At 69.4% G+C, this 14,049-nt stretch carries 12 protein-coding genes and 1 tRNA gene; 11 read left to right on the top strand and 2 right to left on the bottom strand.

The window, feature by feature from the left end; all coding sequences use genetic code 11:
* Nucleotides 1-33: 33 nt before the first annotated feature.
* From DEU35_RS06870 to DEU35_RS06830, 9 genes are all read left to right on the top strand, one after another.
* Nucleotides 34-732 (top strand): metal-dependent transcriptional regulator, encoded by a 699-nt coding sequence (locus DEU35_RS06870; protein WP_103206454.1) that lies wholly within the window; start codon nt 34-36, stop codon nt 730-732.
* A gap of 240 nt (nt 733-972) precedes the next feature.
* A complete protein-coding gene (locus DEU35_RS06865) occupies nt 973-1,893 on the top strand; it encodes a M23 family metallopeptidase (RefSeq protein WP_258027844.1) in 921 nt (306 codons plus the stop codon).
* A 337-nt stretch (nt 1,894-2,230) separates the two neighbouring features.
* Nucleotides 2,231-2,728 carry an HNH endonuclease gene (locus DEU35_RS06860; protein ID WP_103206252.1) on the top strand — a complete coding sequence of 166 codons (498 nt, stop codon included), beginning with the start codon at nt 2,231-2,233 and terminating at the stop codon, nt 2,726-2,728.
* Nucleotides 2,729-2,776: 48 nt separating this feature from the next.
* Nucleotides 2,777-3,334: a cysteine hydrolase family protein gene (locus DEU35_RS06855; RefSeq protein WP_116239041.1), complete on the top strand. Its 558-nt coding sequence runs from the start codon at nt 2,777-2,779 to the stop codon at nt 3,332-3,334.
* A 169-nt stretch (nt 3,335-3,503) separates the two neighbouring features.
* Nucleotides 3,504-4,220 (top strand): hypothetical protein, encoded by a 717-nt coding sequence (locus DEU35_RS06850; RefSeq protein WP_103206456.1) that lies wholly within the window; start codon nt 3,504-3,506, stop codon nt 4,218-4,220.
* Nucleotides 4,220-5,764: a DNA polymerase Y family protein gene (locus DEU35_RS06845; RefSeq protein WP_116239040.1), complete on the top strand. Its 1,545-nt coding sequence runs from the start codon at nt 4,220-4,222 to the stop codon at nt 5,762-5,764. Before DEU35_RS06850 ends, DEU35_RS06845 begins: the two co-directional genes overlap by 1 nt.
* 33 nt (nt 5,765-5,797) lie before the next feature.
* On the top strand, nt 5,798-9,283 hold the full coding sequence (locus DEU35_RS06840) for an error-prone DNA polymerase (RefSeq protein ID WP_116239039.1): 3,486 nt from the start codon (nt 5,798-5,800) through the stop codon (nt 9,281-9,283).
* A 64-nt stretch (nt 9,284-9,347) separates the two neighbouring features.
* Entirely contained in the window at nt 9,348-10,490 is a 1,143-nt protein-coding gene (locus DEU35_RS06835; protein ID WP_116239038.1) for a DUF2510 domain-containing protein, read from the top strand.
* A gap of 166 nt (nt 10,491-10,656) precedes the next feature.
* Nucleotides 10,657-11,322 (top strand): peroxiredoxin-like family protein, encoded by a 666-nt coding sequence (locus DEU35_RS06830; protein ID WP_116239037.1) that lies wholly within the window; start codon nt 10,657-10,659, stop codon nt 11,320-11,322.
* Nucleotides 11,323-11,376: 54 nt separating this feature from the next.
* Here DEU35_RS06830 and coaBC read toward each other — a convergent pair whose 3' ends face one another.
* Nucleotides 11,377-12,579, bottom strand: coding sequence for a bifunctional phosphopantothenoylcysteine decarboxylase/phosphopantothenate--cysteine ligase CoaBC (gene coaBC, locus DEU35_RS06825; protein ID WP_181904593.1), 1,203 nt, complete (start codon nt 12,577-12,579; stop codon nt 11,377-11,379).
* Between the two features lie 184 nt (nt 12,580-12,763).
* On the opposite strand from coaBC, the gene DEU35_RS06820 reads away from it, so the two are divergent.
* Together DEU35_RS06820 and DEU35_RS06815 are read left to right on the top strand one after the other, a co-directional pair.
* Complete coding sequence (locus tag DEU35_RS06820) at nt 12,764-13,528, top strand: NRDE family protein (RefSeq protein WP_116239344.1); 765 nt, start codon at nt 12,764-12,766, stop codon at nt 13,526-13,528.
* 14 nt (nt 13,529-13,542) lie between these two features.
* Nucleotides 13,543-13,615, top strand: a tRNA-Arg gene (locus DEU35_RS06815).
* Nucleotides 13,616-13,685: 70 nt separating this feature from the next.
* Here the strand turns inward: DEU35_RS06815 and DEU35_RS06810 are convergent.
* Nucleotides 13,686-13,958: a hypothetical protein gene (locus DEU35_RS06810; protein WP_116239035.1), complete on the bottom strand. Its 273-nt coding sequence runs from the start codon at nt 13,956-13,958 to the stop codon at nt 13,686-13,688.
* Between the last annotated feature and the right edge of the window lie 91 nt (nt 13,959-14,049).

Below are 14,049 nucleotides of genomic sequence, written 5' to 3'. Positions count from 1 at the left end.
GAGGACTTGCCGCGCGACATCGAGGACACCCGCATGACCGATCTGATCGACACCACCGAGATGTACCTGCGCACGATTCTGGAGCTCGAAGAAGAGAGGATCGTGCCGCTGCGCGCGCGCATCTCCGAGCGCCTGGGGCACTCGGGACCCACCGTCTCCCAGACGGTCGGTCGCATGGAGCGCGATGGTCTCGTGGTGGTATCGGAAGACCGCCGCCTCGAGCTGACGGACTCCGGCCGCCAGAAAGCCGTCGATGTCATGCGCAAGCACCGGCTCGCCGAGCGCCTACTGAGCGACGTCATCGGCCTCGACTGGGCCTATGTGCACGACGAGGCCTGCCGATGGGAGCACGTGATGAGCGAGCAGGTGGAGCGCCGGCTCGTCGAACTGCTCGGCCACCCCACGGAATCGCCGTACGGAAACCCGATCCCGGGTCTCGATCAGCTGGGCGACGCCGCGAGTGCCACCTTCGACGTCGGTGTGATCGGCCTGGTGCGCAAGCTGACCGACGCGGGTGGGCCCATCGCCGGTACGGTGCGCCGGCTCGCCGAGCCCGCTCAGGTCGATCCCGAACTCCTGCAGCAGCTGAAGGCCGCGGGCGTGCTCCCGGGTGCTCGTGGCGACTACCGCTTCAACGAGGGGTACGTCCTCGTCCAGATGGACGGCGTCGACGAGGGACTCGAGCTGCCCGTCGAGGTGGCCTCTCACATCTTCCTCGTCGCCGAGGACTGAGCCCGGCCGTTTTCCGCAGAGGTCCGGCCGGGCATCGCCTGGGAGCGGTTACCGAGGCGTGACTTGTTCGTTATCTTCGGGTAGCCTCAGAAAGTCCACAGGCGAGAAGCCCGCCGTCGGACCCCTCGCGGTTTGCCTCATCGGCTCGTCGTCCGCGCAGGGACCAGCCCGCACATCGTGCCCCACATTCGAGTGCTGACGAGCCAGCGTCCCCGAAGACGCAGAGGCGCCGGAGGAACTTTGGCTGAACACAACGAGCCCGCAGCGGACCTACCCGAAGGGGCCGCGACGGGACCCACTCGCAAGAGCACGCGCGCCGCGGTCGCCCGACCGACGAGCCGCGTCCTGCAGGCCGCGGCTCCCGCGACCGCCCCGGTCGCTCGTACCGCTCCCGCTCGTGGCGCCTCGTCGTCGCGCCGCGTCGGCAAACCGCTGCGCAGCGCCGTGATCCTCTCGATGGTCGCGGGCCTCGTCGCCACCGTCGCGATCCCCGCCTACGCCGCGACCATGCCTGCCGCCGACACCATGACGTTGCAAGAGATGTCGGCCGCCGACAACCAGTCGCTCGTCGTGGCCTCCGACGCGGCCGCCGAAACCCTCGACCGCAGCAGCTACTCGGCCACCACGGCCGATGAGATCCAGAAGAAGAAGGATCAAGAGGCCGCTGCTGCCGCCGCCGCCGAGCGCGCGCGCCAGCTCGCCGCCAACGCCTCGAAGGCGTCGACCTCGGTGAGCTCCATCGATCTGAACATGACCGCACCCGGATCGGGTGAGGTGCGCTGGCCGCTCACGAGCTACACACTCGGTCGCGGTCTGTGGGACTCCGGCTATCACCAGGGCGTCGACCTGCTCGCTCCCGGCGGTCAACCGATCTTCGCCGCCGCCGGTGGAGTCGTCAGCGTCTCGCAGGAGAGCTACGGCGGATACGGCGTCGCGATCGTGATCGAGCACGTGATCAACGGCCAGAAGGTGTCGACCACGTACGGCCACATGACCTACGGCAGCCGTCAGGTGCAGGCCGGCCAGACCGTCGCCCCCGGCCAGCTCATCGGCCTGGTCGGATCGACGGGCAGCTCGACCGCCAACCACCTCCACTTCGAGGTGCACATCAACGGCTCGGTGGTCGATCCCTACGCCTGGCTGCAGCAGAACGCCGGCTGATTCTTCTCTCGAGGCGGCGTGCCGGGGACATCGTTCTCCGACACGCCGCTTTCTGTTTCCCCCCTCGGCCGACCCCGGGCGTGTCGCAGTGGGTTAGCCTGTCACCGACGTCGGAAGAACCGAAGGGACATGCCGATGAACACCAGTCAGCGCATCCGCACCATGGATGCGCTCGGGCTGCTCGTTCTTCGGCATCGTGTGATCGGATGCCGTGGCTTCGCCGCGACCTCTCAGGCGCTGTCTGTCTAGACAGCGCCTTTTTCATACCCTTTCGCGCCTGCCGTCGTCGCGAGTCGAACATCCGAGAAGCCGTCTCGGCCATTCGAGAGGACGAGAAATGCGCACACTGGTGCTGAATGCGGGCTACGAGCCCCTCGCGGTCGTGTCATTCAAACGAGCCCTCGTGCTCGTCATGAACGACAAGGCCACCGTCGTCGAGAGCGTCGACGAAGACCCGGTCTGGGCTGCCCGCGGAACCTACGATCGCCCGGCGGTGATCATCCTGACGCGTTACGTGCGGGTTCCGGGCGCCCGCCAGGTTCCGGTCACCCGCCGTGGAGTTCTGCGCCGCGACGCGCACCGGTGCGGATATTGCGGCAAGGCCGCGTCGACGATCGATCACGTGCTTCCCCGCTCCCGCGGTGGTAAAGACACGTGGGAGAACCTCGTGGCCTGCTGCCTGCTCTGCAACAACGTGAAGGGCGATCGTACCCCGCAGGAGATGCGCTGGGAGTTGCGGCTCGTGCCCGCACCTCCGCGGGGCTCGTCGTGGACCGTGCGCGGCGTGGACAAGAGCGACCCGCTCTGGGAGCCGTATCTGGCACTGGCGGCCTGAGTTCGGCATCCACCGCTCTTGTGGGGGGCGTGTGGTGGGATGAGGGGTATGACTCGTGCTCTTCTCGTGATCGATATGCAGAGGGGATTCGACGACCTCGCCTTCTGGGGGCCGACGGCCAACCCCGATTGCGAACGCAACGTCGTCGCCCTGATCGATGCGTGGCAGCGTGCGGAGGAGCCGATCGTCGTCGTGCGGCACGAGTCTGCGTCCCCTGGCTCTCCTCTTCACCCGGACGGTGAGGGCAACGCCCTCGTCGAGGCGGTCGCCGACGTTCCGGCGGATCTCCTCGTGTCGAAGAACGTCAATTCGGCGTTCTACGGCGATCCCGATCTGCACGCGTGGCTGCGTGAGCACGGCATCCGAGAACTGGTGATCTGCGGCATCCAGACGAATATGTGCGTCGAGACGACCGCGCGCATGGCCGGAAACCTCGGCTACGACGTGACGGTGGTGCTGGATGCCACGCGCACCTTCGACCTGAGTGCAGAGATCGCGGGGCTCGGAACCGTCACCCGTCCTGCCGCCGAGCTCATGGCGAACACCGCCCTCGTGCTGCAGCAGGGAGGGTTTGCGCGGATCGCCGCGACGGTCGATCTGGTCTGAAGCAGACATGCGTGCGGGGGCCGTTCTCGGCCGGATGCCGGGGGATCGGCGTGCTCGTTCGATCATTCGATCGGAGCTTCTGCGCAATGTCGGAGGTCGATCGTATCTTCGACACACAGGGATTGAGGTCATCGAACAGATGTTCTAACCTGTGGGAGTGAGGGCGATCGTGAGAGACCAGGTACAGGCCGTACCCGACATCCCTGCGCTTCGTGATCGCCTCGAGCGCATGCAGGGGCGGCGCATGGACGCCCCCGTCCTGCCGACGCACCCGGCGTTCTCCGCACTGCTGCCCGGTGGGGGGCTGCGGTCGGGGTCCGCATACGCCCTGGCACGTTCGGCCTCTCTTCTGCTGGCGCTCATGGCCCGTCCCTCCCAAGACGGGGCGTGGTGCGGGGTGATCGGCATGCCCGAGCTCGGTGCCGAGGCCGCTGAGAAGTACGGTCTCGATCTCGATCGTCTCGTTTTCATCCCCGATCCGGGCCCCCGGTGGTTGGCCGTGACGGCGACGATTACCGAGGTGCTTCCCGTGGTGGCCGTACGCCCACCCTCGGGAGCGGCGGCCGCGCGCGGGGGCGCCGAGGCCACGCGGTTGGCCGCGCGCCTGCGCGATCGCGGTTCGGTGCTGCTCGTGCAGGGGGCCTGGCCCCAGGTCGAGGCCGTGATCGACGTCGCCGATCCCCGATGGTCGGGGATCGGCCAGGGGCATGGGTATTTGGCCGGTCGTGAGCTGACCGTATCGGTGACCAGCCGCCGTTCGCCGAATCCCCGCCGCGCCCGCATGCTGCTGCCCGCGGCCGACGGGTCGATCGAGTTGCTGGGCTCCCCGGCCGAGCGTCTGGTTTCGCGTGACCGCGATGCTGTTCCCGTACGGGCAGTGGGCTGATGCACGCTCCTACGCGCAGCCTCGTGCTGTGGTTCCCCGACTGGCCCATCACGGCGTTCGTGCGCGAGGCCGTGAGTCCTCCTCGACCGGATGCCGCGGTGGCGGTGTTCGCCCATAACGTCGTCGTCGCGTGCTCGTGGGCGGCTCGGGCGCAGGGCGTGCGACGCGGGCAGAAACGCCGAGACGCGCAGGCGTTGTGCCCGGGGCTGCAGGTGGTGCCGGCCGACCCGGTACGGGACGTACGCGCATTCGCCCCGGTCGTCGCCCGGGTCGAGGAGCGCGCTCCCGGGGTGCAGGTCGTGCGCCCCGGACTCTGTGCTCTCCGGGCGCGGGGTCCGGCGCGGTACTACGGCGGGGAACTCGAGGCAGCTCGCGTGCTGGTCCGGCTGCTCGATGACGACGGGTTCGGGGGCGTGCGCGCGAGCGTCGCCGACGGGGTGTTCACCGCTGAGCAGGCGGCACGTTCGGCGGCTGTGGATGATCCCGTCCGTATCGTCGAGCCCGGTGCGGCCGGAGCCTTCCTCGCGCCCCTCTCGATCGCGACCCTCGAAGACGACGAGTTCGGGAGCCTGTTGGCGCGGTTGGGCGTGCATACCCTGGGCCAGTTGGCCGCGCTCCAGGTCGAGCGAGTACGAGAGCGATTCGGCGAGAGGGGAGTGCGTCTGCACGCGCTCGCCGGGGGACTCGATTCCCAACCGGTCCAGCCGCGTACGCCCCCGCCCGAGCTGCACCGCGACGTCGCGTTCGAACCACCGCTCGAGCTCGCCGACCAGATCGCGTTCGGCATGCGCGTGGCCGCCGAAGAGTTCATCGCCCAGCTCGGCGCGCACGACCTCGTCTGTACGGAGCTACGGGTCGTGCTCACGGGAGAACGGGGCGAGCGCAGTGAGCGCGTATGGCTGCATCCCGGTTCGTTCGACGCTGCGGGGGTGGTCGACCGTGTGCGCTGGCAGCTCGCCGAAGACGCACAGGGAATCTTCTGCAGCGGTGTCGCGGGTGTCCACATCGAGCCCGAGGCCGTCGATGTCGCGGCGCACCACGCCAAGGGACTGTTCGGGGCCGGACCCGACGAACGCGTACACCATGCCCTTTCTCGGGTGCAGGCCATACTCGGTCACCGCGGGGTCGTGACCCCGACGATCGGCGGTGGTCGCTGGCTCGCCGAGCGCCAGGTGCTCGTACCGTGGGGTGATCGTGTGGTCGCCGAGAAGGTGCGGACACGGCCGTGGCCCGGCAGTCTCCCCGACCCCCTGCCCGCCACCGTGTACCCCGAACCACGCCTGGTGGAAGTCACCGACATCGCGGGGGCTCCGGTCACTGTCGGGGAGCGCGATGTCGTGAGTGCTCCACCCGCCGTCCTCGAGACCGCGGGGCAGCGACGCCGCATCCGCGAGTGGGCGGGCCCATGGCCGATCAGTGAGCGGGGGTGGGACGCATTGCGCGCTCGCAAAGCGCATCGGTTCCAGGTGGTGGATGCCGAGGGGGGCGCGTGGCTCCTGGTGGTCGAAGAGGGCGAGTGGCGAGCGGAGGGGCGGTATGACTGATCATCGACCCGGTCCCCGGGCGGAGGGGCGCTGATGGGTTGGACCAACCCTCCCGTGAAGTGGTCGGAGCTCGAGCGCCTGCTCAGCGACGCCCGCCGCCCCACCGGCGCTCCACCGAACGGTGACGGCGGCGACAGCCCGGCCTGGTCGCACAAGCGCGGGGCCTACGTGCCGCCCTCGATCGAACGCCCGGCCGACACCGTTCCCTACGCCGAACTCCACGCGCACTCGTCGTACTCGTTCCTCGACGGCGCCTCTTCTCCCGAAGAACTCGTCGAAGAGGCCGAACGTCTGGGCCTGCACGCACTCGCCCTCACCGACCACGACGGCTTCTACGGCATCGTGCGGTTCGCCGAAGCGGCCGAACAGCGCGCGGTGAACACGGTCTTCGGTGCGGAGCTCTCGCTCGGGCTCTCCGGCCCCCAGAACGGGGAAGCCGACCCGATGGGTTCGCACCTCCTCGTCCTCGCCCGTCAAGAAGAGGGGTATCACCGCCTTGCCGCGGCCATCACCCACGCCCACCTCACCGGTGCGGAGAAAGGGAAACCGGTCTACGACCTCGAAGACCTCGCCGAGCGCGCCGGAGGACCCAGCGACCCGCAGTGGGCGGTGCTCACCGGATGCCGCAAGGGGGCGGTGCGGCAGGCTCTCGCCTTCGAGGGCCCGGTCGGAGCCGCGCGCGAACTCGACACCCTCATCACCCTGTTCGGTGTGGAGGCCGTCTACGTCGAGCTGATGGACCAGGGCGATCCGCTCGATTCCCGACGCAATGACGTGCTCGCCGGTCTCGCCGCCGAGCGGGGCCTGCCGATCCTCGCCACCAACAACGTGCACTACGCCGCTCCGCAGAAAGAGCTGCTCGCGGCCGCCGTCGCCGCGGTGCGGGCGAACCGCGGCCTCGACGAGCTCGACGGCTGGCTCCCGGCCCACGCCGGGGCGCACCTGCGCTCGGGGGTGGAGATGGCGGCGCGGTTCCGGCGGTATCCGGGAGCGGTGGCCCGCACGGTCGAGCTCGCCGATGAGATCGCCTTCCCGCTGCGTCGGGCCAAGCCCGCCCTGCCGAAGCAGAAGGTGCCCGAGGGGCACACCCCCATGTCGTGGCTCCGGCACCTGGTGTGGGAGGCCGTCCCGCGGAAGTACCCCAACCTGTCCGACGACGACCGGCGCCGCATCGAGCGCGAACTGGGTGTCATCGAGATGAAGGACTTCCCGGGCTACTTCCTCATCGTCTACGGCATCGTCGCCGAAGCGCGTCGGCGCGGCATCCTGTGCCAGGGGCGCGGCTCGGCGGCCAACAGCGCGGTCTGCTATCTGCTCGACATCACCGCGGTCGACTCGATCTTCTACAAGCTGCCGTTCGAGCGGTTCCTGTCGAGCCTGCGCGACGAAGAGCCCGATATCGACGTCGACTTCGATTCCGACCGCCGGGAAGAGATCATCCAGTGGGTCTATGGCGAGTACGGGCGGGAGCGAGCGGCCCAGGTGGCGAACGTCATCCAGTACCGACCGAAGAACGCCGTGCGCGACATGGCCCGGGCACTCGGGCACTCCCCGGGGCAGCAGGACGCCTGGTCGAAGCAGGTCGAGCGGTGGGGGGCGACGCTCGAGACCGGAGCCGACCACGACATCCCCGACCAGGTCATCGAGTTCGCGTCGGAGCTGCTGAAGGCACCGCGGCACCTCGGCATCCACTCGGGCGGAATGGTGCTCACCGACCGCCCGGTGGGCGAGGTCGTTCCCATCGAGCACGCGCGCATGGAGAACCGCACGGTGATCCAGTGGGACAAAGACGACGCTGCCTGGATGGGGCTGGTCAAGTTCGACCTGCTGGGCCTCGGCATGCTCGCGGCGCTGCAGTACTGCTTCGACCTCATCCGCGGGGCGACGGGCGAGAACTGGGAGCTGTCGACACTGCCCAAGGAAGAGAAGGCGGTGTACGACATGCTGTGCCGAGCCGACTCGATCGGGGTGTTCCAGGTGGAGTCGCGCGCCCAGATGGGCCTCTTGCCTCGACTGCAGCCGCGGAAGTTCTACGACCTCGTGGTGCAGATCGCCCTCATCCGTCCCGGGCCCATCCAGGGCGGGGCCGTGCATCCGTTCGTGCGTCGCAAGCTCGGACAGGAGGCGATCACCTACGTGCACCCCAAGCTCGAGCCGGTGCTCGAGCGCACGATGGGGGTGCCGGTGTTCCAAGAACAGCTCATGCAGATGGCCGTCGCCATCGGCAACTGCTCCGCCGAAGACGCCGACCTGCTTCGCCGGGCCATGGGCTCCAAGCATGGGCTCGAGCGCATCGACTCCCTCCGCGAGACGCTGTACGCGGGCATGGCCGAGAACGGTCTGGAGGGGCAGGTCGCCGACGAGCTCTATGCCAAGATCCAGGCGTTCGCCAACTTCGGTTTCGCCGAGTCGCACTCGCTGTCGTTCGCTCTGCTGGTCTACGCCAGTTCCTGGATCAAGCTGCACTACCCGGCGGCGTTCCTCGCCGGTCTCTTGCGCGCGCAGCCCATGGGGTTCTACTCACCCGCCACGCTCACCGCCGACGCCCGCCGCCACGGGGTGCAGGTGCGTCGACCCGACCTCCTGCGTTCGGGAGTCGAGGCCACCCTCGAGAGAGTCGATGACACGCCGGGAAGGACCGGAACAGAGCGGGCGGATGCCGTGGGCCCGGCGGCGGAGACGGGATCGGAGCCCCATCCGGCAAGAGGTGTACCGACCGGGCTCGACGCGTGCGCGCACGCGGTTCAATCGCCGACGGGGGAGTTCGACCCTTCCGAAGCCGACGAGACGCGCGCTCATCGCCGCGACGGGGGATTCGCCGTGCGTCTCGGGCTGGCCGGGGTCACCGGAATCGGTGCCACGGTCGCCGAGCGCATCGTCACCGAGAGAGAGGCCAACGGGGACTACCGCGATCTGCGCGACCTCGTTCGCCGTACGGGGATGGTGACCGCGCAGCTCGAGGCCCTCGCCACGGCCGGCGCATTCGAGTGCCTCGGGCACACGCGGCGCGAGGCGATCTGGCTGTCGGGCTCGGCCGCTCTGGACCGCCCGGAGTTTCTTCCCGACTCGCTGGTGGCCGTGCAGCCGCCCTTGTTCACCGATCCGTCGAGCTATGAGATCCTCGCGTCCGACCTCTGGGCGACGGGGCTGTCGGCCGACGACCACCCGCTCACCCACTTCCGCGCCGCTCTCGATGCCCGCGGGGTGCTGACCTCGCGCGAGTTGCGCACCTGCGAAACCGATCGGCGTATCGAGGTGGCCGGGCTCGTCACCCACCGGCAACGGCCGGCGACGGCATCCGGGATCACGTTCCTCAACCTCGAAGACGAGCACGGGTTGATGAACATCATCTGCTCGGTCGGCGTGTGGAACAGATACCGCCGGATCGCACGCGAATCACCCGCTCTCATCGTGCGGGGGATGCTCGAACGCTCGGTCGAGGGAGTGACAAATGTGATCGCCGACGGGTTCACCGATCTCCGGGTGGGCGTGGCGCACGCGTCGCGAGACTTCCGATGACGTCGGATGCCATCACTAGACTCGGGCCATCTCGCCCGGTTCCGCACCTGACAGGGGAAACGACATGACTGACACTCCCACTCCGCCCGACGGCTGGTATCCCGACCCCGCGGGGGGCGGTGGTCTACGCCGCTGGAACGGCACGAGCTGGACCGATGAGGTACGTTCCGCGGGCGGCGAGCCGGCCGCGCCGAGCGAGACCGAACAGCACGCTGCCGCTGACTCCGGGGCGGGATCGCGCACCGGTGAAGAGTCCGCCGCGTCCCCCGGGTCCGCGTTCGCCGAGGCATCCTCGTCGGCTGACGGTTCCACGTCTGCAGACCAGTCCGCGGCGGGCCACAGCCCCGCGGAGGGACTCGATAGCGACTCCCCGTCCGGTGGTGCGCACGCCACCGGGTCGTCGCACGACATCTCGGCGAGCCTCGACCCGCACGACGGTCCCGCAGCCGTGACCCCGGCAGGGGCCTCATCTACCGCAACCGGCACGAGCGTCCCGCCCGTGACGCCGCCCGCCGCTCCCGTCGCTCCTCCCGAGGCCCCGGCGTACACGTCGGCTCCGGCGTTCCCGAGCGCCCCGTCGTACCCCGCCGCTCCGGCGTACGGTGCGGGTGCGGCCGCCGCAGGTGCGGGTTACGGCGCGACTCCCGGCTACCCGAGCGCACCTCCGGTGACCTACGACACCGCCGCCCCCCGCCGCGACATCAAGACCAACACCGTGTGGGTGTGGCTGATGGTCTTCCTGCCGCTGCTCAGCCTGCTCGGCGTGGTCATCTTCGACTGGTCGTCGTACTTCCGTGACGCCTTCTACGCCGGCGTGTACTCGTACGATTCGGGTCCCGCGTCGATGGCCGGCACCAACGCGGCGACCGCACTCATCACCGTGGTGACGTCGGTCGTGAGCATCGTGGTTTCGGCGCTCACGGTGCTGTTCGCCTTCCTCGACTGGCGTCAGCTGCGCGCACGCGGCGTCGATCGCCCTTTCCACTGGGCTTTCAGCTTCTTCGTGCTGGCCATCGGCTCGGGGCTGGTGTACATCATCGGCCGCGGCGTCATCCTGCGCCGCCGCACCGGTTCGGGGCTCGCCCCGATCTGGGCGTCCATTGCGGTCAACGTCGCCGTGGTCATCGCGTTCATCGTCTGGATCGTCGTGCTGGTGTCACAGATGACGGCGCTCATCAGCGAGTTCTCCAGCAGCTACGGCTACTGACGCGAAGGGGGTGCTGCCGATCGATTCGGTGGTGCCCCCTTCTCTTCGTCGATGACGTTGCGTGACGTTATGTTCCGCTCCGCGACATCGTCGCCCGAGGCCTCTTTCGACTGACATACGCTCCTCGAACCGATGCCCGATGTCGGTACCGCCGGGGAGGCCACGCATGTCCACACCATCCATCGCTCAGCAGGTCGACGACTTCAACGTCGGCTTCGAATCACAGATCGGCGATCGCCTCGCCGCGGTCTTCTCCGGGGAGCAGAGCGAGCTTCGCGCCGCCGGTGTGCCGGACGGCGCGCTCGGAGAGGGCGACACGGCTCCGGACGCCGATCTGCTGACCGCCGACGGCGCGGCGGTCTCGTTCTCGTCCGTCCTCGACGGCGCCGCGACCGTCGTCGTCTTCTACCGCGGCGCGTGGTGCCCGTACTGCAACATCACCCTGCGTACCTACCAGCAGGACCTCCTGCCGGCGCTCGAAGAACGAGGGGCGCAGCTCGTGGCGATCTCACCCCAGACCGCCGACGGCACCGCGCAGAGCCAGGGCAACGGCAGCCTCGATTTCACGGTTCTGTCCGATCCGGGCAACGTCCTGGCCGACCGGTTCGGAATCGTCACGGAACCGAGTGCGCACGCCCAAGAAGCGCACACGGAGCTCGGATTCGCCGTCTCGGACAGCAACGCAGACGCGACGGCGCGCGTGCCCTTCCCCTCGGTGTACGTGATCGATCGGTCCGGACGCATCCGTTTCGCGGATGTCCACGTCGATTACACCTCGCGTACCGAAGTCACCGACATCGTCGGAGCCGTCGACCGCCTCGGCGACAACTGACCGTCGCCGTCCGCCGGGGCGTCGGGCCTCGGCGGGCGGCTTTCGACCGCTCCCTCAGCGGCGGCGCACCGCCAGAACAGCGTCGAGCACAGCGTGCGCCGTGTCGTCCTTCGAGCCCGACGTGATCGCGACGATCTCGCCCGCGGCATCCACGATCGTCAGCGCATTGCCCGTCGTCTCGAAACCGCGCGTCCAGCCCACGGCATTCGCGGCCAGAAGATCGACTCCCTTGCGGGCCGCCTTCACGCGAGCCCGCTCGAGGAGTTCCGCGTCGTCGGCGACCGTCTCGGCCGCGAAAGCGACGATCGTCTGCCCCACCCGCCGAGCGGACACGAGCCCCGCGACGATGTCACGGTTTTCGCGCAGTTCGAGGACGAGGCCGCCGGGGGAGTCCTGCTTGCGGAGCTTGTGCTCCGACACCGCGGCGACGGAGTAATCCGCCACCGCCGCAGCCATGACGATGACATCGGCGTCGGGTGCCACGGCATCCATCGCCTGTCCGAGTTCGTCAGCGGTGCCCGCGGCGATCACCTCGACGCGAGGGTCGGGACGGACGTCGGCGTCGAGATGGGCGGCGACGAGTGTCACACATGCGCCGCGATCGGCAGCGGCTCGCGAGATCGCCACCCCCTGCCGTCCGCTCGAGCGATTGCCGAGGAAGCGCACGGGGTCGATGGGCTCGCGCGTGCCCCCGGCACTCACGACGATCGAGAGTCCGTCGAGGTCACGGGGGCGTTCGACCAGAGCGAGGGCGACGGCGACGATCTCCTCGGGCTCCGACATGCGCCCCGGGCCTGAGTCGCCGCCGGTGAGGACGCCGTCGGCGGGTCCGACCACGTGCACGCCGCGAGCGCGCAGCACGTTCATGTTGTGCTCGGTGGCCGGATGCCGCCACATCTCCGTGTGCATCGCGGGGGCGACGACCACCGGGGCGGTCGTCGCGAGCAGGGTCGTGCCGAGCAGGTCGGACGCCAATCCCGCCGTCATCGCGGCGAGGGTGTTCGCGGTCGCGGGTGCCACGATCACGAGATCGGCGGACTGGCCCAGGGCGACATGTCGGACGCGCGCGACGTCGTCATGCACGGAGGTCGTCACCGGGTTGCGACTGAGCGCCTCCCAGGTGGGCAGGCCGACGAAGCGCAGAGCGTCTTCGGTGGGGATGACGTGCACGTCGTGTCCCGCCTTCACGAGGAGGCGCACGAGGCTCACGGTCTTGTAGGCGGCGATGCCCCCGGTCACTCCGACGACGACGAACATCGTCACAGTCTTCCAGGTCGGCGTCCGCGACGGGTGCAGGCGGTGCGACGAGAACAGGGACAATGACCAGAACAGGGGGGTTCGGAGTCGAAGGGCCCGTTCCCGCGCCGCGTCTGTTCTCCTGACGGACGCCGGCGCCCTCGGACCTGCCCGACGCCTGCCTCGCGAGGGTAGCGTGGGGGCAATGTGCACCGTCGTGATCGACGTCCCCACCGCTCCCGGCGAACCCGTGCGGGTGCTCGCCGTCCGCGACGAGGACCGCGACCGCCCCTGGCGCGGCATCGGACCCTGGTGGCCCGAGCGCGACGACATCGTGGGCGTGCGAGACGACCGCGCCGGCGGTGCCTGGCTCGCAGTCGATCCGACCGCTCGGCGGCTGGCGGTGCTGCTCAATCGCGAGGACCTCTCCGACCGCCGCGACGATGAGGTCGTCAGCCGTGGCAGCGTTCCCCTCGACGCGGTGGGGGTTGGCATCCCGAACCGTCCCGCCACCCGCGGCTTCAATCTCGTGGAGGTGGATGCCACGGGTGCGCACCTGGTGGAGTGGGACGGCCTCGTCTCGCGTCGCACGCCGCTGACCCCCGGCACGCACATGGTCGCCCACCACGCCGTCGACGACCCGGGCACCCCGCGGATCGCGCGCTGGCTCGACGCCTTCCGCGGGGCGGGCCTTGCTGCCGGAGACGACTGGTGGATGCCATGGCTCGGCGTGATCGAGAGGGCCACGCACGAACCCGAGGCGTCTGTCCTGCGCCGGGACGCGTATGACGGGCTCGTGCTCGAGTCGCTCCTGGTCTGCGTCGCGAGCATCGGCCCCGACGGGGTGGATCTGCGCGAGGCGACGCTCGCGGAGCCGGGGCGGTGGGATGCCGGCCTCGTCGACGCCCTGCGTGAGAGCGTTTCGCTCGCGCGTCCGTCCGGCGCCGCGCGCGCGGAAGCGTCGCAGTAGGCTGGGGTGATCCCGCCTCCGTAGCTCAGGGGATAGAGCGCCGCACTCCTAACGCGGGCGTCGCAGGTTCGAATCCTGTCGGGGGCACACCGAGGGGACACGTTCGACAGGGTCGTGTTCTCGTCGCGATCGCACTCAAGCGAGCGGCGTCATGGGCTCATGACGCCCAGCGTGCGAGATGACCGTGCTGGTGGGCTCCGAGCCGCGGCCGCGTGTACGCGGCGCCGCGGACGCGCACGAGGTGGTGCTCGACGAAGGCACGGAGCATCTCGACCGTAACCCCCAACTCTTCGGCGACCTCGCCGGTGCTCAGCCCGATCGATTCGAGCCGCGCGTAGTGAGCGGGGGCGACGAGCAGGGCGGCCGCGTACGCATCGGCCGCGGCCTCGGCGGCGGGATCCGTCGCGCCCTTGGTGACCGTGGAACGCATGACCGAGCTCGTGCGCGAGGACGCACGCGCGCTTGATGGGAGTGAGGCCGAAGGGGGAGACCACGGGCTCGTGGCTTTCTTCACGTACTCG

The sequence above is a fragment of the Microbacterium sp. AG157 genome (assembly GCF_003385695.1).
GTDB lineage: Bacteria > Actinomycetota > Actinomycetes > Actinomycetales > Microbacteriaceae > Microbacterium > Microbacterium testaceum.
Note: the sequence above shows the minus strand (reverse complement) of the source record. Positions and strands in the feature narration are given on the sequence as shown.